This window comes from Caballeronia sp. LZ029 (assembly GCF_031451275.1).
Taxonomy (GTDB): Bacteria; Pseudomonadota; Gammaproteobacteria; order Burkholderiales; family Burkholderiaceae; genus Caballeronia; species Caballeronia jiangsuensis.
In genome coordinates this window covers 1,591,600-1,616,576 of the sequence record NZ_JARUXO010000001.1, presented here as the reverse complement: position 1 = coordinate 1,616,576, position 24,977 = coordinate 1,591,600, and the positions used below count along the sequence as shown (strand labels likewise).

Sequence of the window (24,977 nt, the reverse complement as noted above, 5' to 3'; positions counted from 1 at the left end):
GAGATGGCAACATGCAACGTGAAGTAGTGGTGGTAAGCGGCGTGCGCACGGCAATCGGCGATTTCGGCGGCGCGCTGAAGGACTTCTCTCCGACCGATCTCGGCGCGCGTGTCGTGCGCGAGGCGCTTTCGCGCGCGAATGTCGCGGGCGATGAAGTCGGCCACGTGGTGTTCGGCAACGTCGTTCATACCGAGCCGCGCGACATGTATCTCGCACGCGTCGCGGCGCTCGACGGCGGCGTATCGCAGGACGCGCCCGCGCTCACGGTGAACCGCCTGTGCGGCTCGGGACTGCAGGCGATCGTCTCGGCGTCGCAATCGATTCTGCTCGGCGACGCGGATGTCGCGATCGGCGGCGGCGCGGAAAACATGAGCCGCGCGGCGTACATCATGCCCGCCGCGCGCTTCGGCCAGCGCATGGGCGACACGCGCATCGTCGACATGATGGTCGGCGCGCTGAACGATCCGTTCGACAAGATCCACATGGGCGTGACGGCCGAGAACGTCGCGCAGAAGTTCGGCATCACGCGCGAGATGCAGGACGCGCTCGCGCTCGAATCGCATCGTCGCGCGGCGAAGGCGACCGAAGCCGGTTACTTCAAGGAACAGATCCTGCCGATCACGCTCGCGTCGAAGAAGGGCGACACCGTGTTCGACCGCGACGAGCACGTGCGCATGAACGCGACCGCCGAAGACTTCGCCAAGCTCAAACCCGTGTTCGTGAAGGAAAACGGCACGGTGACGGCGGGCAACGCGTCGGGCATCAACGACGCGGCGGCGGCCGTCGTGCTGATGGAACGCGGCGTCGCGGAAAAGCGCGGTGCGAAACCGCTCGCGCGCCTCGTCGCCTACGCACATTCGGGCGTCGATCCGAAGATCATGGGCATCGGCCCGGTTCCCGCGACGCAAAAGGTGCTGGAACGCGCGGGCCTGACCGTGAACGATCTCGATGTCATCGAAGCGAACGAGGCGTTCGCCGCGCAGGCGTGCGCCGTGTCGCAGGAACTGAAGCTCGATCCCGCGAAGGTCAATCCGAACGGCTCGGGCATTTCGCTCGGACATCCGATCGGCGCGACCGGCGCGCTCATCACCGTGAAGGCGCTGTACGAGCTGCAGCGCATCGGCGGGCGTTACGCGCTCGTGACGATGTGCATCGGCGGCGGGCAGGGCATCGCGGCGATCTTCGAGCGCATTTGAAGGACGAAGGATGACGCAAAGCAAGACCGGGCCGCGCGTCTTCGCGGCCTTCGCGATCTCGGCCGCGCTGCTTGCGCTGGCCGGCTGCAATTCGCCGATGCCGTCGGGTTCGTCCGGCGCGTCCGGTGTCATTCCAGCCGATCAGCGCGAACCGGCGGGCGCCGATGCGCACGGCGCGCAGGCCGCCATCAAGGAGCTTGCGCTGCCGCCGCAGAAGCCGCTGACGCCGAATCCGGAATACGCGCGTTTTCCGCGCTATGTCGGCACGCTCGGCGACAGGCAGATCGAGATGAAGCTCGGCGCGAAAACCGACGAGCCGTCAGGCGTGCATGGCGAATACAAGTTCGCGGGCAGCCCGAACGTGATTCTGGTCGCGGGCGATCGCGACGGCGACACGCTCGAGATCGAGGAATCGAACGACGGCACGCATATCACGGGCAACTGGGTCGGCAAGTTCGCGGCGGACGGCAGTGTGTCGGGCGAGCGCATGGACCCGGACGAATCGAACGCGCAGCCATTCGATCTGCGCCCGGCGGTGCCCGGCAAGACCTTGCCGCCGATGGGCGCGGCCAAGGCGCCGGCTGCGCCGTCGCTCGAACCTGCTCCGCCCGCGCCGCCGAAGAATTCTGTCGGCGGCACGAGCAACGTCATCATCGGCGAATAGGCTGTCTCGTCTTCACGCCGCCGCGTGTTTCCGGCGGCGGCTTTTCCTTATTTCGCTTCAAATCGACCTCATGACCGATTCCAGCAACAACGCCCTCGACCGCGACCTGCAGACGCGCATCGTGCAGCCCGAGGATCGCATCACGCCTGGCTTCGAGTCGTTCTCGGTGCCGGTCGCGCGCGCTTCGACGGTGGTGTTCCCCGATCTCGCGACGATGCGCTCGCTCGTCTGGAGCGACGATTCGAAGTGGCGCTACGGCTTGCACGGCACGCCGACGACCATCGCGCTCGCGCAGCGCCTCGCGACGATCGAAGGCGGCGAGTACGCGCTCTTGCAGCCGTCCGGGCTGGCGGCGATCTCCAATGTCTACTTCGGCCTGGTGAAGGCGGGCGACCACGTGCTCGTGCCCGACAACGCCTATTCGCCGAACCGCGATCACGCCGACTGGCTCGTCGCCGATTTCGGGCTCGAAGTGACTTACTACGACCCGATGACCGGCGCGGGCATCGCCGATGCGATCCGTCCGAACACGAAGCTGATCTGGCTCGAAGCGCCCGGCTCGGTGACGATGGAAGTGCAGGACGTGCCGGCGATCGTCGCTGTCGCGCGGGCGAAGGGCATCGTCACGGCGATCGACAACACGTATTCCGCGGGCCTCGCGTTCAAGCCGTTCGAACATGGCGTCGATATTTCCGTGCAGGCGCTGACGAAGTATCAGTCGGGCGGCAGCGACATCCTGATGGGCGCGACCATCACGCGCGATCCGGAGCTGCACAAGAAGCTGAAGCGCGCGCGCATGAGAATGGGCATCGGCGTATCGGCGGACGATGCATCGCTCGTGCTGCGCAGCTTGCCGTCGATGAAGGCGCGTTACGAAGCGCACGACCGCACCGCGTTCGCGCTCGCGAAATGGCTCAAGACGCGCCCCGAAGTGACGGCGGTGCTGCATCCGGCGCTGGAGGATTGTCCGGGGCACGCGTTCTACGAGCGCGATTTCAAGGGCGGCGCGGGGGGCTTGTTCTCGATCGTGTTCGATGGCCGTTATACGCCTTCGCAAGTCGATGCTTTTGTCGAAGCGCTCGAACTGTTCTCGATCGGCTGGAGCTGGGGCGGCGCGCACAGTCTCGCGATGCCTTACAACATTTCGTCGATGCGCACTGCGTCGCAATGGCCGCATGAAGGGGTGTTGGTGCGGTTTTATGTCGGGCTGGAAGCGGAGGCGGATTTGCGGGCGGATCTGGAGGGGGCGCTGGGCAAAGCGCTTGGTTGACCGACGGATTTTTGGGGCTTTCGCTGGATCCCGTATTCGTGTTGGTTTATTAGCACTGCCCCTGTGCGGGGCGGCAGTCACTTTCTTTGCTGCTGCAAAGAAAGTAACCAAAGAAACAGCTATCCCCAGCCTAAGCACTTCACACCGGCCGCGGCACAGACGATTGGCTGAATGGCCCGGCAGTAGCGAGTGCCCCCGCAAGCAGACAAAGACTTGGACCGCGCACGGTCTGACTCACCGCACCGCATAACACACTGGTTCAGCACCAAATAGCTCCGGCCCGCTTCGCGGCCGATGGGTCAATCGGGTGCGCGTGCGCTTCTTCTCGACTGTTTCCCTCGCATATCCAACGGCAGCGCGCAGCGCTGTGCCGATGCTATTTGGCGCTGAACCAGCACGCTTAATTCACTAGCGCGTCAGACCGTGCGCGAGCCAAGCCCAATTGGGCCTTTGGGGGCGACACTTAGGCGAGGGCCATTGGCGGCTGGCAAGCATGGCCAACGTGCGTGTGACCGCGGGCGGTGAGAAGCTGTTTCTTTGGTTACTTTCTTTGCAGCAGCAAAGAAAGTGACTGCCGCCCCGCACAGGGGCAGTGCTAATAGACCGACACGAATACGGGATCCAGCAAAAAAAACCCACCCATACATCGATCAAAAAAGCCTCAACAACCCATCGAGCCCAACGAAGTTGAACGCGACACTCGCCGACTGCCTCACAACGGGCTTCGCCCGAAACGCCACCGACAACCCCGCTTCGGCCATCATCTTGAGATCGTTCGAACCATCGCCCATCGCGATGGCCCGCTTCGGCTCGATGCCGATCTTCGCGCACGTGTCGATCAGCGTGCGCGCCTTCTCATCCGCGTTCACGACGTCGCCGACGACCTTCCCAGTCAGCTTCCCATCGACGATTTCGAGCGTGTTCGCGCGCGTGTAATCGAGCCCGAGGCGCGTCTTCAGACGCTCGGTGAAGAACGTGAACCCGCCCGACACGAGCAGCGTCTTAAGACCGGCGGCGCGCGCGCCTTCGAGCATGCGTTCCGCGCCCGGCGAAAGCCTGAGCCGCTCCTCGTAGACACGCTCCAGCGCGCCCGCGTCGAGGCCCTTCAACAGCGCGACGCGCCGCGTGAGGCTCTCGTTGAAATCCTTGATCTCGCCGCGCATCGACGCTTCCGTGATCGCCGCGACCTCGGCCTTCAGCCCGCAAAAATCGGCGATCTCGTCGATGCATTCGATCGTGATGAGCGTCGAGTCCATATCCATCGCGACGAGGCCGAAATCGGCGAGCTGCGCGTTCGGATCGACGTAAGCGTAATCGAGCGCATGGGCGCCGCAGTAGGCGTCGATATCCGGACGCTGGAGCGGATCGGCGTCGATCAGGCGCAGCAGCGTGTCGTCGGCGCGTTGCGTCTCTCGCGAGCGCGCGAGGGCCGCGAGCGGCCGCAGATGTGAATCGGAGATGGGGCTGGGACTTTGAATGACGAGGTTCATCGGCGGGGCAAACGCTTGAAGGCGGAAACCGCCATTGTAAAGAACCTTCAGCGCTGCACGCGCGCAGGATCGACGTCCCAGTAAGGCGGCTCGCCGAACTGCGCCGCCAGAAAGTCGATGAACGCGAGCGTCTTCGGCGGCACGAACGCGCGGCTCGGATACACGGCCCAGATCGCCACCGTCTGCGCGAGCGGGTAGTCGTCGAGCACGGTGACGAGCTCGCCGCTCGCAATCAGCGGCGCGACGCTCCACGTCGATTTGAGCCCGATGCCGACGCCCGCCGCGAGCGCATCGCGGATCACTTCGCCGTTGTCCGTCACGAGCCGCCCCGATACGCGCACATCGATCACGCCGGTCGGCGTCACGAAACTCCAGTCGCGCTGATCGGCGAGTATCACGCATTCGTGCCCGGCGAGATCGGCCGGATGACGCGGCGTGCCGTGCGCGGCGAGATATGCGGGCGACGCGCACAGCACGCGCCGGTTGCTCGCGAGCTTTTTGGCGACGAGCGTCGAATCCTTCAGCGCGCCGATACGGATCGCGAGGTCGATGCCTTCATCGACGAGATCGACGATCTGGTCGGTCATGCGCAGATCGACGCTCACGCCGGGATACGCGCGCAGAAACGCGGGCATCAGCGGCGAGATGTGCTGGCGGCCGAGCGACGAGGGCATCGTCACGCGCAGGCGGCCATGCGGATGCTCACGCGCCTGCCCGACCGAGGCACGCGCGGCCTCGGCGGCGTCGAGCAGCTCGCGCGCGTGCGCCGCGAAGATCTCGCCTTCCTGCGTGACGGAGACGCGCCGCGTCGTGCGATGCAAAAGCCGCGCGCCGAGCATGCGTTCCAGCCCGGCGATGCGCGCGCTCGCCACCGCCGGCGACAACCCGAACTCACGCGCCGCCGCCGACAGGTTCGCCAGCGCCGCCGCTCGCATGAACAGGCCGACGTCGAGCAGATCGAGCCGCTCACGTGTCGCGCCGTCCGTCAGGGGATCGCTCGCCATTCGATGGATTTCCCGAAAAATGTTTCATCGATTATGACGGTTTTCGAGATGGCCATCGCGCACTAAGATCGAAGCAAACTCACTTCACGGAGCACACACATGAAAGCCATCGGCCTGACGCGCTACCTTCCGATTTCCAATCCCGAATCGCTCGTCGATATCGAGCTCGACAAGCCCGTGCCGACGGGCCGCGACCTGCTCGTGAAAATCGAGGCGATCGCGGTCAATCCCGTCGACACGAAAGTGCGCGCGCCGAAGGACAAGGTCGAAGCAGTGCCGCGCGTGCTCGGCTGGGACGCGGCAGGCGTCGTGGAGGCGGTCGGTCCCGAGGCCACGCTGTTCAAGGCGGGCGACCCGGTCTACTACGCGGGCGACATCACGCGCCAGGGCGCGAACAGCGAGTTCCATCTGATCGACGAGCGCATCGTCGGCGCGAAGCCGAAGTCGCTCGATTTCACCTGCGCCGCCGCGCTGCCGCTCACGACCATCACCGCGTGGGAAGCGCTCTTCGACCGGCTGCGCGTGTCGGCGGAAGGCAAGGACGCGGGCAAGTCGGTGCTGATCATCGGCGGGGCGGGCGGCGTCGGCTCGATCGGCATCCAGCTCGCCAAGCGCGTCGCGAAGCTTCAGGTGATCGCCACGGCCTCGCGGCCCGAATCGGCGAAATGGGCGGAGGATCTCGGCGCGGATCACATCGTCGATCACTTCGGGGACATCCCGAAGCAGATGAAGGATATCGGCTTCCCGCAAGTCGATTACGTGCTGATCTTCAACGACACCGACAAGCATTTCCCCGCCGCCGCCGAAGTCATCAAGCCGCAAGGCGCGATCGCGACGATCGTCGAGAACGCGAAGCCGCTGCCGGTCGAATTGCTGAAATCGAAGAGCGCGGCGTTTCACTGGGAGTTCATGTTCACGCGTGCGATGTTCAAGACGCCCGACATGATCGAGCAGCACAAGCTGCTTTCCGAAGTGGCGCGGCTGATCGACGCAGGCACGATCCGCACTACGCTCGGACGCGATCTCGGCAGGATCGACGCGGCGAATCTGCGCGAGGCGCATCGGCTGCTGGAAGAAGGGCGCACGGTCGGCAAGCTCGTTCTGACCGGCTTCTGAGCGCGCGTTGACGAACGTCATCGACATTGCAGCGCACGCGGGTTTTCCACTAGGATGAGCCGCCATGCGGGGCGCTAGACTGAAACCGCCCTACAGCACGCTGGCGCCTCGCGGCGCCGGCCTTCCTCAGCGCTCGATACGGAGGTGGCGGCATGAATCGTCGTTCGGTCGTTCGTCGCATCGTTTCCGTCGCCGCGCTCGCAATGTTCGCGGCGACCGCCCACGCGACGCCAGGCATCAAGGTTCTCTCCGAAGCGCCCAATGACGGTCCCATCAAGTACACGGTGAAGATGACGTCGAAGAGTTTCGGCAACGAGCAGGAAACGCGCACCATCCGTTCCGGCCAGACCGATGACTTCACCTGGCAGGGCTCGGCGCCGGGCGGCGCGCAGGCCGTGCCGGATGCTTGCCCGCAGGCGGCGTCGGTGCCGAAGAGCGCGGACGGGCAGGCGGTGCGGCAGGTGCAGATCCGCTTCGCGCCGGTCGTCGCGGACAATGGTTCCGCGAATGTGCAGATCAGCTTTCGCGCCTACGCGCCGAAGGGCACGAGCAAGGTGACCGTGGGCGGCAAGACCGTGCAATGTCCGGTCGATAATCGCTTCAGCCAGATCGTGCGTTTTTCGATGCCGACGTCCACCGGCTCCAAGAAAACCGTCACGCTCGACGACGGCACGCAGTTGACCGTCACGGCGAACCGCAAATAACCGACACTGTCCGACGCGCCGATTTCCGATCGGCGCTTTTTTAGAAGCGTCGTCTGCAACTAACGGTCTTTGTTTCGGGCCGGCTCAAATTTCCCGCGGACGAGCATCGTCAGTAAAGCTTACAGATCGATGCAGCGAATCGCTTGGCGCGTAAACGCATTTGCCCAGATGCCGCGCGGATCGGCGCTCGCACACCTCTTGGCACGCTTCGTGCGATTGCATCCGATACCGCGCTGATTGCCGGCGCGAAAACCGCCTTGGCACACGCGCTTAGGCGTATCCATCGACTCGATCCGACAGCGAAGGTGCCGCGATGCCGCACATGATCTGGAAAGGCGCGATCAGCTTCGGGCTGGTCCACGTGCCCGTGCAACTCTATCCGGCGACGCAGTCGGAGAAGGTCGGCTTCAATCTGCTCGACAAGCGCTCGATGGATCCGATCGGCTACAAGCAGATCAACAAGAACACGGGCAAGGAAGTCACGCGCGACAACATCGTGCGCGGCTTCGAATACGAGAAGGGCAAATACGTGGTGATGACCGACGCCGAAATCCGCGCGGCCAATCCCGAATCGACGCAGACGGTCGACATTCTCGCTTTCGTCGACGCGCCCGACATCTCGTTTCTCTCGCTCGATACGCCGTACTATCTCGCGCCCGATCGCAAGGGCGAAAAAGTCTACGCGCTCCTGCGAGACGCGCTGAAGGACACCGGCAAGGTCGGCATCGCGAGCGTCGTGCTGCACAACAAGCAGCATCTGGCGGCGCTGATTCCGGTCGGCCCCGCGCTCGCGCTCAACACGCTGCGCTGGGGCGACGAAGTGCGCGACTTCAGCGAGTTCAAGTTCCCCGACGAAGACACCAAGAAGGCCGGCGTCACGCCGAAGGAACTGGAAATGGCGAAGCGTCTCATCGACGACATGAGCGACTCGTGGGATCCGGCCAAGTATCAAGAAACCTTCAAGGACGACATCATGGCGCTCGTCGACAAGAAGGTGAAGGAAGGCAAGGTCGCCGAAGTCATGAAGGTCGAGGAGGGCGGCGAGCAAAAGGCATCCGCTGAAATTCTCGATCTGTCGGAATTGCTCAAGCGCAGTCTGAAGAAGGGCGCCCCGGCGAAACGCGGCAGCAAGGCCGCGCCGTCCGACGACGATACCAGCGAGGAAACGGCGCGTCCGGCACGCAAGACGACGCGTCGCAAACGCGCGTGAGTCACGCATAGACGACGATGGCTGACAAACTCGAAACCTATCAGCGCAAGCGTACCTTCGACAAGACGCCCGAGCCCTCCGGCGCCGCGAAGCGGAGTGCGCGCGCAAGGAAGTCCGCGGATCACGCGTTGTCATTCGTGATCCAGGAACACGACGCGCGCCGTCTTCATTACGACTTCCGTCTCGAACTCGACGGCACGCTCAAATCATGGGCGGTGCCTAAAGGACCGAGCCTCGATCCTTCGGTCAAGCGGCTCGCGGTGCATGTCGAGGATCATCCGCTCGACTACGGCTCGTTCGAAGGCGATATTCCCGAGGGCAACTACGGCGCGGGCAGCGTCATCGTGTGGGATCGCGGGACGTGGGCGCCGCAGTCGGGCACTGTCGAGGAAGCCGCGCGCGAGTACGAGAAAGGCAAGCTCAAGTTCGTACTCGACGGCGAAAAGCTGCACGGCGGCTGGACGCTCGTGAAGAGTCACATGCGCGGCAGCGGCGACAAGGAGCAATGGCTGCTCATCAAGGAACGCGACGACGAAGCGCGTCCCGAAGCCGAATACGACGTCCTGCTGAAGAAGCCGGGCAGCGTGATGTCGACATCGCTCGGTGCGCGCGACAAAAGCGGCGCGGTACGCGAACGCACCGAACGCAAGGCCGCCGCGAAGAAAGCGCCGGCACGAAAAACGGCCAGCAAGAAAGCGAACGGACACGCGCATCCGGATATCGTCGCGAATCGCAGCGCCGAGTCGTTGCGCACGTTGTCGCACGAGCCGGCGATCGAAGGCGCGGTAAAGGCGAAGCTGCCTGCGACCTTCAAGCCGCAACTCGCGACACTTGTCGATGCCGCGCCGCCCGGAAATGATTGGGCCTACGAAATAAAATTCGATGGCTATCGCGTGCTCGCGCGCATCGACACCATCAAGGGCAAGCACGAGATTCTGATCTACACGCGCAACGGCAACGACTGGACCGCGAAGTTTTCGAAGCAGGTGAAGGCGCTCGAACGGCTCGATATCGAAAGCGGCTGGCTCGACGGCGAAGCCGTGGTGCTCGACGATCGCGGCCTGCCCGATTTTCAGGCGCTGCAAAACGCGTTCGATGTGGGACGCCCGCAGGACATCGTCGTGTATTTCTTCGACGTGCCTTATCTGAACGGCTACGACCTGCGCAACGTACCGCTCGTGCAGCGCCGCGCGATCCTGAAGGCGCTCATCGAGCCGGTGGAAGATCCCGTTCTGCGCTATTCGCAGGACTTCGACTTTCACGCCGACGATCTCCTGAAAAGCGCCTGTGACATGGCGCTCGAAGGGATCATCGGCAAGCGGATCGACAGCACGTATGTGTCGGGGCGCAGCGCCTCGTGGATCAAGCTCAAGTGCCGTCGCCGGCAGGAGTTCGTGATCGGCGGTTATTCGGAGCCGTCGGGCAGCCGCGGGCAGTTCGGCGCGCTCCTGCTCGGCGTGTACGACACGCACGGCAAGTTGCAGTACGCGGGTCGCGTGGGCAGCGGCTTCGATCACGCGACGCTCGTCGCGGTGAAGAAGGAACTCGACAAGCGCGAAGTGAAGCGCATGCCGTTTGCGAGCGAGCCGCAGGAACGCAGCCGTACGCCCGTGCATTGGGTGAAGCCCGAACTCGTGGCCGAATGCAATTTCGCGGAATGGACCAAGGAGCGCATCGTGCGACAAGCCTCGTTCGTCAGTCTGCGCGACGATAAACCCGCGCGTCAGATCGTGAAGGAAGTGCCGGCATCGGCGAAGAAAGTGGCGTCGAAAAAGGCGCCTGCAAAGAAGACCGCTTCCAAAGCCAAAGCGGGCTCGGCGGAAATCGAAGGCGTGAAGATCAGCCATCCGGATCGTGTGATCGACAAATCGAGCGGCTTCACCAAGCTCGATGTCGTCGAGTATTACGCGTCCGTCGCCGACTGGATGCTGCCGCATCTGAAGGATCGTCCGGTGTCGCTCGTGCGCGCGCCCGAAGATATCGGCGGCGAACTGTTCTTTCAGAAGCACAGCGCGAAGCTCGCGATTCCGCATATCACGCAGCATGCCGATATCGATCCGGGGCATCCGCCGCTGCTCACGATCGAATCGTCGCAAGCGCTCGTCGGCACCGCGCAGATGGGCACGATCGAGTTGCATACGTGGAACGCGGTGGCATCGAACATCGAGAAGCCGGATCGCATGGTGTTCGATCTCGATCCGGGCGAAGGCGTCGGCTGGGAACGCATGATCGAGGCCGCGAAGCTGACGAAGGACCTGCTCGCCGAACTCGGTCTCACGTCGTTCTGCAAGACGAGCGGCGGCAAGGGCTTTCATGTGGTCGTGCCGCTCGCGAAGCAGGCCGGCTGGGACGATATGAAGGACTTTTCGCAGGCGGTCGCGCAGCACATGGCGAGCGCGCTGCCCAAGCTCTTCTCGGCGAAGATGGGCATGCAGAACCGCAAGGGCAAGATCTTCATCGACTATCTGCGCAACAACCGCGGGTCGAGCACCGTGGCGGCGTTTTCGCTGCGCGCACGGCCGGGGCTCGGCGCATCGATGCCGCTCTCGTGGGACGAGCTCGATGAAGTGAAAAGCGGCGATCAATGGAACATCGGCAACGTGCGCGAGCGGCTCGATGCGTTGAAAGGCGATCCGTGGGCGGGCTATGACAAGGCGCGTCAACGGCTTACGGCCGAGATGAAGAAGCGGCTCGGCATGAATGGCTCACGCAAGTGAGCGTTCACACAGGGAGACGAAGATGAAGCAGACGAACACGACGCCCGCGAGCGCGCCCGATAGCGGACGCGAGATGGCGAGCAAGGATCGCGCGACCCAAACGCACGACGATGCATCGAACGCGCCGTTGCCTCACGAGGCGGATCAGAGCGTCGAATCGCAGCATGAACATGAACCGCGCGACGTCGGCATGCAGGCGCATGAGGACATCGAACGCGGTCTGGTCGATACGGACCGGCGGGGCGGCGACGACTATCAACGCGATACGCAGCGCGACGAACACGCAAACGTGAACAGCGATGAAGGGAGCCCGGTCAAGCGGTGAACCGAACGGTGAAAACCTTCGCGAATGGCACCGCACGGGCCGCTTGCGTAGAATGAACCGTTGATCATGAGCGAGTATTGAAGCTATCGTTTGCCGCGTTTTTTCTACCGATGCGCGCAATACATGGCACGCGCAAACCGGTAAGCCCTTCCGATGCTCGCCTTCTTTGCCCCGCCATGCGGACCGAAGCCAACTTAACGGAACATGCCACACGACCTTCTGTCCCGTCTGAAGAACGAAACCGCCGCGTGTCATGCGCGGCTCGAGACTGCGCTCGACCTGATGCGGGACGATCTGCAGGGCGACGAATACATCGCGCTGCTCGAACGATTCTATGGTTACGTCGCGCCATGGGAAGATGCGACCGCGGCGTGCATGCCGGCATCGCTCGCGGACTTTTTCGATGCGCGCCGCAAGGCGCAGCTTCTCGCCGCCGACCTCGTCGCGCTGACGGGCGAGACGCAGCGCAGCGCTTCAGTACAACACGCCGATTCGCACGACGATCTGCCGCGCATGCATAACATCGGCGGTGCGTTCGGCTCGATGTACGTGATGGAAGGCAGCACGCTCGGCGGCCGCTTCATCGCGCCTCATGTCGCCGAGCGGCTCGATCTCGTGCCGGGCCGCGGCAACGCGTATTTCGAAGGCTACGGCCCGCGCACCGGCAGCATGTGGAACGCGTTTCGCGAGATCGCGGCGGCGAGCGTTCCCGAAAGCCAGTACGACGACGCGGTGAACGCCGCCATCGCCACGTTCGAAAGCCTGCACGCGTGGCTATGCCCGGAAGCGGACGATGCCCGGCAGCGTTCGCAGTCGGTAGCGGGAGCGGCCTGATGAACGAGTCCGCAAGCGAGCCGCCTATCGCGAGGGCTTCGCACGAAGCATCGCAAGGACCGCCCGATGCCGAGGCGCGTCGTCGCACGCTCAGTTCGGGCATCGCGGGCAAGGACTGCGATGCCGAGCCGATTCATATTCCCGGCGGCATCCAGCCGCACGGTTTTCTGCTCGTGCTCGCCGACGATCTGCGCATCGTGCAGGCGAGCGAAAACCTTGCGTCGCTGACAGGCGAGGACGTCGATGCGTTGCTCGGCGAGCCGCTCGATGCCGTGATCGGCGCGGCGGGCACGCAACGCATCGCGCAGGCGGCTGGCACGTCCGCGCTCGACGATGCGCCGCTCTACATCGGTCCGATCGACGTGACGGCTTCGTCCTCCGACAATCCGCTGCGCTTCGATGTCACGATGCATCGTCATGAGGGCGCGCTCATCGTCGAGATGGAAGCCGCCGCAGCCAGCGGCGACGCCTTCGCATCGATGTATCCGCTCGTGCGCACGTTCGCGCGCGGCCTTCAGGACGCGGGGAACGTGCAGGCGCTCGCCGAGCTCGCGGTGCGCGAAGTGCGCGCGATCACGGGCTTCGGCCGCGTGATGCTCTACAGCTTCGACGAGGAAGGCCGCAGCCACGTGCTCGCGGAAGACCGCGAGGAAGGTTACCCGTCGTTCCTGCATCAGTTTTTCCCCGCATCGGACATTCCGCGGCAGGCGCGCGCGTTGTATCTGAAGCACCGCATCCGCCTCGTCGCCGACGTGAACTACACGCCCGCGCGGCTCGTGCCGAACGTGAACCCGATCACGGGCCGTCCGACCGATCTCACGTACACGACGCTGCGCAGTTTCTCGCCGGTGCATCTGGAGTACATGCGCAACATGGGCACGCATGCATCGATGTCGGTGTCGATCGTAGTGCGCGGGCAGTTGTGGGGACTCGTCTCGTGTCACGATCACGACGCGCGCATCGTGCCGTTCAACACGCGCGTCGCGGTCGAGCATCTCGGTCACATGCTGTCGTTGCAGATCGAAGCGAAGGAAGAACGCGCCGAAGGCGAGTATCTGGCCGCGCTGCGCCGCACGATGGGCCGTCTCATTTCCGCGATGGGCGAGCACGAGAACTTCGTCGCGGGCTTGCAGGCGGTGCCGAAGGACGTGTTGAGCTTCGCGCGCTCGGCGGGCGCGGCGATCGTTTTCGACGACCGGATCACGCTGCTCGGCGCGACGCCCGACGAGGACACCGTGCGCGCGCTCACGCACTGGCTCGCGGAGAACACGTCCGGCGTATGGGCGACGGATTCGCTCGCGCGCGAATGGGCGCCGGCGAAGGGACACGAGGACCACGCGTGCGGCGTGCTCGCGGTGCCGGTCTCGCAGATCTTTCGCAACTATCTGCTGTGGTTCAGGCCCGAAGTGATGCAGACCATCAAGTGGGCGGGCGAGCCGGTCAAGATAGAAGGCGCCGATGGCGCGAGCGCGCCGCGCACGAACTTTTCGCCGTGGCTCGAAACGGTGCGCGGCCAGTCCGCGATGTGGCGTCAGGGCGAACTCGAAATTGCCGGCGAATTGCGCGGCGCGTTGCTGAACATCGTGCTGCGCCGCGCGGAAGAACGCGCCGAACTCGCGACCGAGCTCGCACGCGCGAACAAGGAGCTTGAAGCATTCTCGTATTCCGTGTCGCACGACCTGCGCGCGCCGCTGCGCCATATCGCGGGTTACGGCGATCTGTTGCGCGAGCAGGAAGGCGAACGCATGTCGGACAAGAGCCGGCGCTTTCTGAACAACATGCTGGATTCGGCGCGCTTCGCGGGCACGCTCGTCGACGATCTCCTGACGTTCTCGCAGATGGGCCGCGCGGCGCTCAGACCCGCGCCGGCCGATCTCGGGCAGCTCGTGCGCGGCGTCGTCCAGGAGTTCGAGGCGGAAGGCGCGGGAAGGCGCATCGAATGGGTCATCGGCGAGCTGCCGCGCGTCACCGGCGACGCGGCTTTCCTGCAACTCGCACTGCGCAACCTGATTTCGAACGCGGTGAAATATACGCGGACGCGGGAATCGGCGAAAATCGAGATATTCGCGAGCCGGGACGGCGATGAATACGTGATCGGCGTGCGCGATAACGGCGTCGGCTTCGACATGAAGTACGGCGCGAAGCTGTTCGGCGTGTTCCAGCGGCTGCATCGCGCGGAAGAATTCGAAGGCACGGGCATCGGGCTCGCCAACGTGAGGCGCATCGTCGAGCGTCACGAAGGGCGCACGTGGGCCGAAGGCCGGCTGGGAGAGGGCGCGGTATTCTATTTCTCGCTGCCTGTCGAATTCCGCAATGCGAATGGAACGCAGGGCGCGCCAGCTACAAAGTCAAGAAAAGACCATGCTTAAACCGATTTTGCTCGTTGAAGACAATCCAAACGACCTCGAGCTCACACTCGTCGCGCTCGACAAGAGTCAGCTCGCGAACGAAGTGATCGTCGCGCGCGATGGCCAGGAAGCCATCGACTATCTCACCTGCGAAGGCGAGTGGAAGGAGCGCGCGCCCGGCAATCCGGCCGTGATCCTGCTCGACCTGAAGCTGCCGAAGATCGACGGTCTCGAAGTGCTCGACATGATCCGCTCGAATGCTTCGCTGAAGAGCGTGCCGGTCGTCATGCTGACGTCCTCGCGCGAGGAACAGGACCTCATCCGCAGCTACGAGCTCGGCGTGAACGCCTACGTCGTCAAGCCCGTGGAATTCGCGGAGTTCGTCGAGGCGATCGGCGATCTCGGCGTATTCTGGGCCGTGCTCAACGAGCCGCCGCCCGGTTCGACGCGCTTTCGGCGGCCGACGTCCACTCAATGACCGCAGCGCTCATGTTCGCGAACCCGCCCCGTCCGATGGGCCCGCAAGCGTCCTTTGAAGAGGACGTCTAGATCATGCAGCCTCTGCATCTGCTTCTCGTCGAAGACAACGCACTCGATGCGGAGTTGACGATCGCCCAGCTTGAGCGCGCGGACTACGCGGTCGATGCATCGATCGTGTACGACTCCGCGGCCTTCATCGGCGAGCTCGACAAGAAGCGCTTCGACGTGATCCTCGCCGATTTCGTGATGCCCACCTTTTCAGGCATCGAGGCGCTCACGATCGCGAGCGAGCGCTCGCCGGACACGCCGTTCATCTTCGTGTCGGGCTTGCTCGGCGAAGAACATGCGGTCGATATGCTCAAGCGCGGCGCGACCGATTACGTTCTGAAGCAGCGCCTGCAACGCCTGCCCGCGGTCGTGCGCCGGGCGATGCGCGAGAGCGCGGAGCGCGCGCAACGCATCGCGGTCGAGCGTGCGCTGCGCGAGACGGAAACGCATTTTCGCCTGCTCATCGATGCGCTCAAGGACTACGCCGTCATCACGCTCGATCCCGAAGGGCGCATCCGCACGTGGAACGCGGCGTCCGAGCGCATTCTGGGCTTTCCCGCGCAGGACGTGCTCGGCCAGTCCGCGAGCATCTTCTATGCGCAGGAAGACCGCGAAGCGGGCGTGTTCGAGGCAGAGCTTGAGACGGCGCGGCGCGAAGGCAGCGCGAGCGACGACCGCTGGCTCTGGCGCAAGGACGGCCATTCGTTCTTCGCGTCGGGCGTGACGACCGCGATCCGCAGCGAGCATGACGAGCTGATCGGCTTCTCGAAGATCGTGCGCGACGCGACCGACGCCCACATGGCCGCCGACGCGCTGCGCCTCGCGAAAGATCAGGCCGAATCCGCGAATCGCGCGAAGGACCATTTTCTGGCGGTGTTGTCGCATGAGCTGCGCACGCCGCTCACGCCTATCCTCGCGGCCGTGCGTCTCCTGGAGATGAAGCATTCGTTGCCGCGCGAGGCGCATCCGACGCTCGATCTCATCCGCCGCAATGTCGAACTGGAAGCGCGTCTGATCGACGATCTGCTCGATCTCACGAGCATCGCGCGCGGCAAGCTGTCGCTCAATTTCGCGAGCGTCGCGCTCGATACCTTGCTCACGAGCGCGCTCGACATGTCCGAGGCCGATCTGCGCACGAAGGACCTCACGCTCGACACGCGTTTCGATGCGGACCATTTCATCGTGCTCGGCGACGCGGCCCGTCTGCAGCAGATCGTCTGGAACCTGATGAAGAACGCGGTGAAGTTCACGCCGGCGGGCGGGCGCATCGACGTGCGCACCTGGAACCCTGACCCGGCGACGATCGCGGTTTCGGTGACGGACAGCGGCATCGGCATCAGCGCCGAGGCGCTGCCGCGCATCTTCTCCGCGTTCGAGCAGGCCGACGATTCGATCACGCGCTCGTTCGGCGGCCTGGGCCTCGGCCTCGCGATCGCGAGCACGCTGGCGCAGAAGCACGGCGGCACGCTCTCCGCCCATAGCGAGGGGCGCGACGCCGGCGCGCGCTTCACGCTCACGCTGCCGCTCGCCCGCGTTCAGCCCGCGCACGAGGACGAGCCGGCGGTCGAGGCCGCGAGACAGGAGCAGGGGCGCGCGCTCAGGGTGCTGCTCGTGGAGGACAACGAGCAGACGTCGTCGGCGATGGCCGAGGTGCTCGAAATGCTCGGCCACGAAGTGACGGTCGCCGTCACAGTCGCGGAGGCGCTGGAGCGCGCGAAGAGCGGGCCGTTCGATCTGCTCGTCAGCGATATCGGCCTGCCCGACGGCAGCGGGCTCGACGTCGCCCGCGCATGGCAGACCTTTCAGCCCGAGAAGCCTTCGGTGGCGATCACGGGCTACGGCATGGACGAGGACATCCGCCGCTGCCGCGAAGCGGGCTTTCGCGATCATCTGACCAAGCCCGTCAATTTCTCGCGTCTCGAAGCGCTGATTCAATCGCTCGCGGAGCAGTCTTCGAAATAGGCTATCTGCGTGCCGGTACACGAAATTTGACGGCGGTGTGGGTAGTCGTGTCGATTGACCGGCTGCCCGTTCGTTGTAGGGTATGAGAGCCGCGCCGAACCCGGCGCGCCTCATTCACTACACGGAGCCGATATGTCCACATCCGCTGTCAAGCCGATCCCCGAAGGCATGCATTCGCTGACCCCGCATCTCGTCTGCGCGGGCGCGGCCGAAGCGATCGAGTTCTACAAGCGCGCGTTCAACGCCGTCGAGCTGGGCCGCATGCCCGGACCGGACGGCAAGCTCATGCATGCCATGGTCAAGATCGGCGATTCGATGCTGATGCTCGTCGATGAATTCCCGCAATTTGGCTCGGTCGGTGCGAAGGCGCTGAAGGGCTCGCCGGTCACGATCCACCTGTATGTCGAAGACGCCGACGCCACCGTGAAGCAGGCCGAAAGCGCCGGCGCGAAAGTGACGATGCCCGTCGCCGACATGTTCTGGGGCGATCGCTACGGGCGCCTGGAAGACCCGTTCGGCCATCAATGGTCGGTCGCGACGCACACGCGCGACGTCACGCCGGAAGAAATGAAGCAGGCGATGGGACAGCAACCGTGCGCGTGACGCACGATTCCACCAACGGAGATCCGCATATGCACAAGATTTCGCCCTGTCTATGGTTCGAAAGCGCCAATGCCGAAGAGGCCGTGAACTTTTATGTCGACACCTTCAGGAATGCGCGCATCACGGAGATCATGCGTCATACGGAGTCCAGTCCGGGACCGGTCGGCAGCGTGCTCGCCATCCTGTTCGAACTGGAAGGAGAGGCGTTCCTGGCGCTGAACGGCGGCTCGGAGTTCAAGTTCACGCCGGCCATCTCGATGTTCATCAAATGCGACACGCAGGAAGAGATCGACCACTACTGGGACAAGCTGCTGGACGGCGGCCAGTCGCTGGCCTGTGGCTGGCTCACGGATCGCTTCGGCGTGACGTGGCAGATCGCGCCGAGGCGCCTGCTCAAGATGCTGCAGGACCCGGACCCGGTGAAGGCCGATCGCACGATGAAAGCGATGCGCGAGATGATCAAGCTCGATCTCCCGACGCTCGAGCGGGCCTATAACGGCGAGTGAGTTACGCGGCGCGCTTGCGGGCGTTTCGTTCGATCAGCTTCGACGCCATGAACCGGTGATCGCTCGAAAACAGCCGCCGATACGTCAGCACGACGGCCCCGACCACGCCGAGCCCCGACGCCGCCGCGATCAGAAACATGATGACGATCTGATACCGCACCGCCTGCAACGGCGACTGCCCGGCCAGGACCTGGCCCGTCATCATGCCCGGCAGGCTGACGAGCCCGACCACGGCCATCTGGTTCAGGGTCGGAATCATGCCCGCGCGCACGGCCTGGCGCGCGGGCCCTTGCGCCGCTTCCCAGCGTGACGCGCCGAGCGCAAGCGACATCTCGACCGCCGCGCGTCCCGCGGTCAGTTCCTCCGTCATGCGCTCGATGCCGAGCGACACCCCCGTCAGCGTGTTGCCGAGAATCATGCCGAGAATCGGGATGGCGTATTGCGGCTCGTACCACGGATGAATCCGGATCACGACGAACAGCCCGAACGCGCCGATCAGCCACGAACTGCCCCAGATCGACACGATGCTGTCCGCGCGCTGTCCCGCGTAGGTCCGCCGTCCGCGGCCGGAGGCGGCGAAGCCGGCGATGATCGTCATCAGCGCCATCAGCGGCAGCACCACATACCAGCGGCTGAACGCGAACACCCAGCCGAGCACATAGCCGATCAGCAGCAGTTGCACGACGGTCCGCACCGCGGCGATCAGCAACCTGCGTTCGAGCCCGAGGTCGAGCGCGACCGAGAGCGCGCCATTGACGACGATCAGCGCCGCCGCGAGACCGATATCGAAGAGACTGAGGTTCTGATAGCCGCTCATCGTATATCGCCTCCGAGCACGCCCGCGTTCATCGTCAGATGACGTGTGGCGACGCGCCGCGCCTGTTCCAGATCGTGCGACACCCAGATGCATGCGCGTTCCGCGTCCGCGTCGAACCAGGCGGAAACGAGCGCTTCGATCGAGCGCGCCGAAGCCGGATCGAGCGATGCGGTCGGCTCGTCGAGGAGCAGCACGTCGGGCGCGAGTTGCAGCACACGCACGAGCGCCGCGATCTGCGCCTCGCCGCCGGACAGATCGCTCGCGAGCTTGTCGAGGAAATCCGGGGCGCGTCCGGCAGCCAGCGCGAGCCGCATCGCCGTGTCGCGATCGAAATGCGCGTCCCGATAGGTTTTCAGCGTGAACGGATAGCGCAGATTGTCTTCGACAGTGCCATCGAGCATCGCGGGCCGCTGCGCGATATAGGCGACGCGCCGCCGGTAAGCCGGTATGCGCGAACGCGCGATGCGCTCGCCGCGCCACGTGACATGACCGGCATCGCACGCATCGAGCAGCGCGAGCGTGCGCAGGAAGACGCTCTTGCCGGAGCCCGATGGCCCGGTGATCGCCGCGCGTTGACCCGCGTAGAGCGTGAAGTCCGTGGGATGCAGAAGCATGGTGCCGCGCACGGCATCGCGGCGCACGACGCCATGCGCGGCGACGAGCTCGATCGAAGGCGAAGGCGAAGGCGAAAGGGCGGGCGATGTCGCGTCGGGCATCGTTTTTATGTGGGGTCTCGTTCTTCGAGCGGACATCTTACGGACATTCGGCGGTCCACGGCTACATGGCGCGCGTTTCGCGCGGGCACACTATGTGCTGCCGCACTCATAATCAGAAAAAACGGATGGAGCCGTCATGCCGCAGGCCAGTACGACCGGAAAAATCGGAAGGATCGTCGCATGGTTTTTTGCCGTTCTGGCGGTTCTGATCGCAATACTGGTGGTCATATTCCTGACCTTCGACTGGAACCGTCTGCGACCCTGGGTGGATGACAAAGTGTCCGAAGCGATCGGCCGCCGCTTCGAAATCACGGGGGATCTGAAAGTAGGCTGGCGTCGTCCGCCGAACGAGACGGGCTGGAAACGCTGGGTGCCGTGGCCGCGCTTCTCCGCTGAAAAAATCACCATCGCGAATCCGGACTGGACGCGTCAGAAGTTCTTCGCAACGCTCGACGAGATCGACTTTCAGGTGGCCGTGCTGCCGCTGCTCGCGCACGACATCGTCGTGCCGACGATCAATCTCGTGAATCCGTCGATCGATATCGAGCGGCTCAAGGACAATCGCAACAACTGGACGTTCAAGTTCAAGCAGTCCACCGAACCGTCCACGTGGAATCTCAAGCTCGGCGATATCTCGCTCGCGAAGGGCACCGTCGATGTGCGCGATGAAGTCACCAAGGCCGAGATGCACGTCGTCGTCGATACGCTCGGGCAGCCCGTGCCGATCGGCGATGTGATGAAGCAGCAGGAAGCGGCGTCCGCGAAGTCGTCGTCGGAGATGGTCGGCAAGAGCGGCGCGGCGAAGCTCAATAAACAGGCCGATGCGGCCGCGGCATCCGAAGCGTCGGCGGCGTCTGCCGCGTCCGCTGCCGCCGCGGCGAACGCATCCGCGCCGAATCCGGCGAGCACGTCGGCGAATACGAGCATCACGACCAAGGAAGGCCCGAAGCCGCCCATTCCGCCCTACGCGTTCGGCTGGACCGTGAAGGGCACCTACAACGGCGGCAAGGTTTCCGGCGACGGCAAGCTGGGCGGCGTGCTCGCCGTGCAGGACGCGACGCGTCCGTTCCCGGTTCAGGCCGACGTGCGCCTGGGCGACACGCATATCGCGTTCGTCGGCACCGTGACCGATCCCGCGCATCTGGCCGCGCTCGATCTGCGGCTGTGGATTCAGGCCGTGAGCATGGCGCATCTCTATCCGTTCACCGGCGTGACGCTGCCCGAGACGCCGCCGTTCGCGACCGAAGGGCGGTTGACCGGCCAGTTCCGCGAAGACGGCAACGTGTTCCATTACGAGAACTTCACCGGGCGCGTGGGCGGCAGCGACATCAACGGATCGCTCGTGTATGCGGGCAGGAAGCCGCGACCGCTCTTGCAGGGCGAACTCGTGTCGCATCTGCTGCAGTTCAAGGATCTCGCGCCGATCATCGGCGCCGATTCGAACGCGAGCAAGGCCAAGCGCGGCGAGACGGAAAAGCAGCCGGCGTCGAAGGCGCTGCCGACGGAGGAGTTCAAGACCGATCGCTGGAAGGCTATCGACGCCGACGTGAAATTCACCGGCGAGCGCATCATCAAGGATCCGGATCTGCCGATCACGAACCTGTACACGCATGTTCTGATGACGAATGGCGTGCTCTCGTTCGAGCCGCTCAAGTTCGGCGTGGCGGGCGGCTCGCTCGCATCGAACATTCATCTCGACGGCAGCACCACGCCGCTGAAGGGCCGCGTGTCGGCGCAGGCGCGGCATCTGAAACTGAAGCAGCTTTTCCCGACCGTCAAGACGATGCAGTCCGCGCTCGGCGAAGTCAACGGCGATGCTGCGCTCTCGGCCACGGGCAACTCGCCCGCGGCGCTCGCGGCGACATCGAACGGCGAAGTGAAGGCGCTCATCACGGAGGGCACCGTGAGCCGCCTGTACATGGAGGCCGCCGGGCTGAACGTGGCGAACGTCGTCTATGAAAAGCTTTTCGGCAAGCGCGACGTGAACATCAACTGTGCGGCGGCGGATTTCGTCGTGACCGACGGCGTGCTCGATTCACGCGTGTTCGCGCTCGATACGGACGACGCGGTCATCAACGTCGATGGCACGATCAATCTCAAGACCGAGGACATGGATCTCGGCATCCATCCCCACACGAAGGGCCTGCGCATTTTCTCGTTGCGCTCGCCGCTGTACGTGAAGGGCACGTTCAAGGATCCTCATATCGGCGTGAGTCCGGTGCTTGCGCTGCGGGGCGCCGCCGCGGTCGGGCTGGGACTGATCAATCCGTTCGCGGCGCTGATTCCGCTCATCGCGCCGAGCAACAACAAGCCGCTGCCGTGCCAGCAGATGCTCGCCGATATCGGCCGTCCGCCGAGCGCGCCGCCCGCCGGGCAGAAGCAACAGGCAAAGGCAGCGCCGGCGTATATGTCGTCGGATGCGGCGGCGAGCGGCGCGGCGAAGGACAAGGGCGCGAAGAAGCCCGCCGCGCCTGCGCCGGCGAGTGCGGCGCAGTATCGGGGGAGTTGAGCGGTCGGCGCGGGCTGGCGATTGCTTGCTGCTGTCGCGCGGTTCTTCTAAGAACCGCGCTTTATCAACTGCTTCGAGCGCGTTAGTCTGGTTCTGCGCGATTCTTTCGACTTACGGCCTCGGCGTAACATTCCGGTCCGAGGTTCATGCAACCAGTACTACGTGTGCTTGGCACGGTTGCGCTGCTCCAGTTCTTCGAGCAATAGCGGAAAGCGGTGAATCGTTATCTGCCTCAGGTTTGTAGCGCGTTTCAAGCTGTCAAAATCCGGTCCGTCGAACTCATTTTTCCCTAAATAGTCAATATCTATGTAGACATCGAATGGAGAATCTTCGGGGAGTGGGAGCCGATAAATCAACGTTATCATATCAGGGTTTCCGTTCGGGACGATATTCGGGTTAAAGAAATTGCTTTCCTCTCTGCGCTGTCCGTCGATCAATTCCCCTCTTACTACTCTATGTAGCCCCAATATATTCTCATAGTTTTCTTTCGGAATAACGGTGTCCAGTTCGGGGCTGACTGTTAGCGTGAAGGCCTTCGCGCTGCCATCATCTATGCTGGATTCCAGAGAAATTGAGGCGAAATCTGGAAAGTAATCCAGAGATCGCACTTTTCTCACAACGTTGTCCAGCTTGGGTCTGCCGAATGTGCGGATTAATTCCTCTGAATCAGCTCGTCCACGCGCCCAATCCAAGCCAAACTTCAACCACTCCAAGATCTTTCTCTGCTGCTCGGCGCTAGCCATCTTGAGATTGCTGGGCATATCACTTTTCCCGCTCGGAATGTTCTTTGCCGGCACTTGTGTGTGCGACGTACTCTGCAGTGCGGCTGTCCGTGTCGAACTTGGGGCTGCACACGTCAGGTTCGGGAAGAACAAGCTCACCGCTGACGTTAAGATGATCCCAGTAACAGCCAGCGACTTCCTCGCTGAAAAACGCATCATCCTCCCACGGACGACCGCTGTAATCGACGTTACGCCGAACTGAACCGACTGCCATGTCGTCGACATCAACTGCTGTCCCTCCGAGGCCGGTATGCTTCATTAGATCGATCACAAATTCTCTTGCTTTTACCAATTCGTCGGCCATTGCGGTTTCGTCCTTCACGAATGCCGGACGGCTACCATTTTGTCGATTGAATCCTAAATAGAACCAATAATAAGAAACAGCCATTCTCTTAATGCTGATCAATGTCGCAATGTTTTCTGGAATAGGTTGTCTCGCAGTTATTTTGACAACATGTTTGGCAGCCACATTAATCGCTTCTTCGTTGGGCCAGAACGCAATGTTACGTAAGTCGGGTAATATCTTGTTTTCTTTCCCGGTCTGACCACAGAAACTTTCGGGCTGCGTCTGCGCGAGCGCGTACATCCAGAAACTTTGCTGGCAATGTCTGGTTTCGTGGTAAAGCGTCATTGCGAGCGTCCGGATACCTTTAAGGCGCAGCGAGCGAGCACCTACATCATTCATATCACCTTTGAAAATATCGTCCAGGCGGTCGGTATTAATGCACAGATCCCATCGGGCAGCTGTAAAACCCCCTTGTGAGTTGGAAATATTTCGGTTGTCGATTGAGACCTTGAAAGATTCAAATTTAATTGATGGTAACGCGGTGTCAGGCAGGGCGAACCCGCCAACAGAGCTCGTGAGAGCATCGTACAACACTGAAGCAATCAAACTGGACATCTCGCGCGCCGAGTCCGGACTGATCGGCCACGCGAGCTCGACTTTTACCTGTTTTTCATCTTTGCCAAAATACCCATCGCCCCATTTGACCTTATCCAGCAGGCATTGATGTATCGCTGCTGCATACTCGCTCGCTACCGGATACGCCAGCTTTCCCGTTTGAACGTCGTGGGCCACAGAATATCGCATGCCCCAGTTGTTAGGGCTGCACTTTGCCAGGCTGGCGTATCGGCCTAGACTTGTCGGCTCATTCTGATTCTTTTCAGCATTTTTTGAACCGAATTTCTGAACGCGTTTTTCCATTGTCAAAGGCAGAGGGGAGGCCATGACATCGGAGTTTTGCGTCAGCGCGGCACGCGAAATTCCGAGGGGATTCTCTGTGCCGTCAACATGCAAAATCTCTACCGTAGCAAACTGAACGGCCGCCGAGAGTACCAACGACGTTTCGCCCCGCGCATTCGTCTTGCCTTTTATAACAGCACCGTCATCGAGCGTAATCCGATAAGGTTGCTCAGGAAGCCGAAAGCCCGATCCGTGTTCGATCAGCACGAAGTGCTCGGCCACCTTCGCATCTTCGATATCGGTCAGCGGCATCTTCATCGGCTTTTCCTGCGGCGCGTCTGTCGCATGGCTCGCCGCATGAACCCGGAACTCTCCACCGGTAAAGCCGCGCAGACCTTGCGGACTGATCTCGATGACGCTCCCACCGCCATTGATGCGCACGCCCTTGGCGGCGGTGAGATTGATCCACCCATCCGCGCTCACGATCTCCACG

General features: G+C 63.3%; 21 protein-coding genes. 15 read left to right on the top strand and 6 right to left on the bottom strand.

Annotated elements, in window-relative coordinates; translation table 11 throughout:
- Positions 1-11: 11 nt before the first annotated feature.
- The 3 genes from bktB to QCE73_RS07655 all read left to right on the top strand — a co-directional run bounded on the left by bktB (position 12) and on the right by QCE73_RS07655 (position 3,130).
- Complete coding sequence (bktB, locus tag QCE73_RS07665) at positions 12-1,196, top strand: beta-ketothiolase BktB (RefSeq protein WP_035500974.1); 1,185 nt, start codon at positions 12-14, stop codon at positions 1,194-1,196.
- Between the two features lie 10 nt (positions 1,197-1,206).
- On the top strand, positions 1,207-1,860 hold the full coding sequence (locus QCE73_RS07660) for a hypothetical protein (protein WP_309880520.1): 654 nt from the start codon (positions 1,207-1,209) through the stop codon (positions 1,858-1,860).
- A gap of 70 nt (positions 1,861-1,930) precedes the next feature.
- Positions 1,931-3,130, top strand: coding sequence for a cystathionine beta-lyase (locus QCE73_RS07655; RefSeq protein ID WP_309880518.1), 1,200 nt, complete (start codon positions 1,931-1,933; stop codon positions 3,128-3,130).
- 650 nt (positions 3,131-3,780) lie between these two features.
- Here QCE73_RS07655 and serB read toward each other — a convergent pair.
- Both serB and QCE73_RS07645 read right to left on the bottom strand, forming a co-directional pair.
- Entirely contained in the window at positions 3,781-4,620 is an 840-nt protein-coding gene (serB, locus tag QCE73_RS07650; protein WP_309880517.1) for a phosphoserine phosphatase SerB, read from the bottom strand.
- A 47-nt stretch (positions 4,621-4,667) separates the two neighbouring features.
- Positions 4,668-5,624: a LysR substrate-binding domain-containing protein gene (locus QCE73_RS07645; protein ID WP_309880516.1), complete on the bottom strand. Its 957-nt coding sequence runs from the start codon at positions 5,622-5,624 to the stop codon at positions 4,668-4,670.
- Between the two features lie 99 nt (positions 5,625-5,723).
- On the opposite strand from QCE73_RS07645, the gene QCE73_RS07640 reads away from it, so the two are divergent.
- From QCE73_RS07640 to QCE73_RS07590, 11 genes are all read left to right on the top strand, one after another.
- Positions 5,724-6,740 (top strand): zinc-binding alcohol dehydrogenase family protein, encoded by a 1,017-nt coding sequence (locus QCE73_RS07640; protein ID WP_309880514.1) that lies wholly within the window; start codon positions 5,724-5,726, stop codon positions 6,738-6,740.
- Positions 6,741-6,892: 152 nt separating this feature from the next.
- A complete protein-coding gene (locus QCE73_RS07635) occupies positions 6,893-7,444 on the top strand; it encodes a DUF6013 family protein (protein ID WP_309880512.1) in 552 nt (183 codons plus the stop codon).
- Positions 7,445-7,757: 313 nt separating this feature from the next.
- The gene (locus QCE73_RS07630) at positions 7,758-8,654 is read left to right on the top strand and encodes a Ku protein (protein ID WP_309880511.1); all 897 of its coding nucleotides are present in this window, start codon (positions 7,758-7,760) and stop codon (positions 8,652-8,654) included.
- 17 nt (positions 8,655-8,671) lie between these two features.
- Positions 8,672-11,371, top strand: a complete 2,700-nt coding sequence (ligD, locus tag QCE73_RS07625; protein WP_309880510.1) for a DNA ligase D — start codon at positions 8,672-8,674, stop codon at positions 11,369-11,371.
- A 73-nt stretch (positions 11,372-11,444) separates the two neighbouring features.
- Positions 11,445-11,696 carry a hypothetical protein gene (locus QCE73_RS07620; RefSeq protein ID WP_309881939.1) on the top strand — a complete coding sequence of 84 codons (252 nt, stop codon included), beginning with the start codon at positions 11,445-11,447 and terminating at the stop codon, positions 11,694-11,696.
- Between the two features lie 204 nt (positions 11,697-11,900).
- Positions 11,901-12,530, top strand: coding sequence for a biliverdin-producing heme oxygenase (locus QCE73_RS07615; RefSeq protein WP_309880509.1), 630 nt, complete (start codon positions 11,901-11,903; stop codon positions 12,528-12,530).
- Complete coding sequence (locus tag QCE73_RS07610; protein ID WP_309880508.1) at positions 12,530-14,899, top strand: ATP-binding protein; 2,370 nt, start codon at positions 12,530-12,532, stop codon at positions 14,897-14,899. The genes QCE73_RS07615 and QCE73_RS07610 overlap by 1 nt, the downstream gene beginning before the upstream one ends.
- The gene (locus tag QCE73_RS07605; protein ID WP_035507806.1) at positions 14,892-15,356 is read left to right on the top strand and encodes a response regulator; all 465 of its coding nucleotides are present in this window, start codon (positions 14,892-14,894) and stop codon (positions 15,354-15,356) included. The genes QCE73_RS07610 and QCE73_RS07605 overlap by 8 nt, the downstream gene beginning before the upstream one ends.
- A gap of 74 nt (positions 15,357-15,430) precedes the next feature.
- Entirely contained in the window at positions 15,431-17,368 is a 1,938-nt protein-coding gene (locus QCE73_RS07600) for a response regulator (RefSeq protein ID WP_309880505.1), read from the top strand.
- A 132-nt stretch (positions 17,369-17,500) separates the two neighbouring features.
- A complete protein-coding gene (locus tag QCE73_RS07595; RefSeq protein WP_035507810.1) occupies positions 17,501-17,971 on the top strand; it encodes a VOC family protein in 471 nt (156 codons plus the stop codon).
- Positions 17,972-18,000: 29 nt separating this feature from the next.
- A complete protein-coding gene (locus tag QCE73_RS07590; protein WP_187604644.1) occupies positions 18,001-18,477 on the top strand; it encodes a VOC family protein in 477 nt (158 codons plus the stop codon).
- 1 nt (position 18,478) lies between these two features.
- Here the strand turns inward: QCE73_RS07590 and QCE73_RS07585 are convergent, their stop codons facing one another.
- Together QCE73_RS07585 and QCE73_RS07580 are read right to left on the bottom strand one after the other, a co-directional pair.
- The gene (locus tag QCE73_RS07585; protein WP_187604645.1) at positions 18,479-19,294 is read right to left on the bottom strand and encodes an ABC transporter permease; all 816 of its coding nucleotides are present in this window, start codon (positions 19,292-19,294) and stop codon (positions 18,479-18,481) included.
- The gene (locus QCE73_RS07580) at positions 19,291-20,010 is read right to left on the bottom strand and encodes an ATP-binding cassette domain-containing protein (protein WP_309880502.1); all 720 of its coding nucleotides are present in this window, start codon (positions 20,008-20,010) and stop codon (positions 19,291-19,293) included. Before QCE73_RS07580 ends, QCE73_RS07585 begins: the two co-directional genes overlap by 4 nt.
- 136 nt (positions 20,011-20,146) lie before the next feature.
- Between QCE73_RS07580 and QCE73_RS07575 the strand changes: the two genes are divergently transcribed.
- Positions 20,147-22,519 carry an AsmA family protein gene (locus QCE73_RS07575; protein WP_309880501.1) on the top strand — a complete coding sequence of 791 codons (2,373 nt, stop codon included), beginning with the start codon at positions 20,147-20,149 and terminating at the stop codon, positions 22,517-22,519.
- Positions 22,520-22,677: 158 nt separating this feature from the next.
- Here the strand turns inward: QCE73_RS07575 and QCE73_RS07570 are convergent, their stop codons facing one another.
- Positions 22,678-23,280 carry a hypothetical protein gene (locus tag QCE73_RS07570; protein WP_309880499.1) on the bottom strand — a complete coding sequence of 201 codons (603 nt, stop codon included), beginning with the start codon at positions 23,278-23,280 and terminating at the stop codon, positions 22,678-22,680.
- A gap of 1 nt (position 23,281) precedes the next feature.
- Positions 23,282-24,977 (bottom strand): DUF2345 domain-containing protein (locus tag QCE73_RS07565; protein ID WP_309880497.1); only part of this gene is annotated, 1,696 nt, incomplete at its 5' end.

Bases quoted from the DNA above. Each gene is read 5' to 3' on its own strand.
- bktB (WP_035500974.1), top strand. From the start codon at position 12: ATGCAACGTGAAGTAGTGGTGGTAAGCGGCGTGCGCACGGCAATCGGC.
- QCE73_RS07660 (WP_309880520.1), top strand. From the start codon at position 1,207: ATGACGCAAAGCAAGACCGGGCCGCGCGTCTTCGCGGCCTTCGCGATC.
- QCE73_RS07655 (WP_309880518.1), top strand. From the start codon at position 1,931: ATGACCGATTCCAGCAACAACGCCCTCGACCGCGACCTGCAGACGCGC.
- serB (WP_309880517.1), bottom strand. From the start codon at position 4,620: ATGAACCTCGTCATTCAAAGTCCCAGCCCCATCTCCGATTCACATCTG.
- QCE73_RS07645 (WP_309880516.1), bottom strand. From the start codon at position 5,624: ATGGCGAGCGATCCCCTGACGGACGGCGCGACACGTGAGCGGCTCGAT.
- QCE73_RS07640 (WP_309880514.1), top strand. From the start codon at position 5,724: ATGAAAGCCATCGGCCTGACGCGCTACCTTCCGATTTCCAATCCCGAA.
- QCE73_RS07635 (WP_309880512.1), top strand. From the start codon at position 6,893: ATGAATCGTCGTTCGGTCGTTCGTCGCATCGTTTCCGTCGCCGCGCTC.
- QCE73_RS07630 (WP_309880511.1), top strand. From the start codon at position 7,758: ATGCCGCACATGATCTGGAAAGGCGCGATCAGCTTCGGGCTGGTCCAC.
- ligD (WP_309880510.1), top strand. From the start codon at position 8,672: ATGGCTGACAAACTCGAAACCTATCAGCGCAAGCGTACCTTCGACAAG.
- QCE73_RS07620 (WP_309881939.1), top strand. From the start codon at position 11,445: ATGGCGAGCAAGGATCGCGCGACCCAAACGCACGACGATGCATCGAAC.
- QCE73_RS07615 (WP_309880509.1), top strand. From the start codon at position 11,901: ATGCCACACGACCTTCTGTCCCGTCTGAAGAACGAAACCGCCGCGTGT.
- QCE73_RS07610 (WP_309880508.1), top strand. From the start codon at position 12,530: ATGAACGAGTCCGCAAGCGAGCCGCCTATCGCGAGGGCTTCGCACGAA.
- QCE73_RS07605 (WP_035507806.1), top strand. From the start codon at position 14,892: ATGCTTAAACCGATTTTGCTCGTTGAAGACAATCCAAACGACCTCGAG.
- QCE73_RS07600 (WP_309880505.1), top strand. From the start codon at position 15,431: ATGCAGCCTCTGCATCTGCTTCTCGTCGAAGACAACGCACTCGATGCG.
- QCE73_RS07595 (WP_035507810.1), top strand. From the start codon at position 17,501: ATGTCCACATCCGCTGTCAAGCCGATCCCCGAAGGCATGCATTCGCTG.
- QCE73_RS07590 (WP_187604644.1), top strand. From the start codon at position 18,001: ATGCACAAGATTTCGCCCTGTCTATGGTTCGAAAGCGCCAATGCCGAA.
- QCE73_RS07585 (WP_187604645.1), bottom strand. From the start codon at position 19,294: ATGAGCGGCTATCAGAACCTCAGTCTCTTCGATATCGGTCTCGCGGCG.
- QCE73_RS07580 (WP_309880502.1), bottom strand. From the start codon at position 20,010: ATGCCCGACGCGACATCGCCCGCCCTTTCGCCTTCGCCTTCGCCTTCG.
- QCE73_RS07575 (WP_309880501.1), top strand. From the start codon at position 20,147: ATGCCGCAGGCCAGTACGACCGGAAAAATCGGAAGGATCGTCGCATGG.
- QCE73_RS07570 (WP_309880499.1), bottom strand. From the start codon at position 23,280: ATGCCCAGCAATCTCAAGATGGCTAGCGCCGAGCAGCAGAGAAAGATC.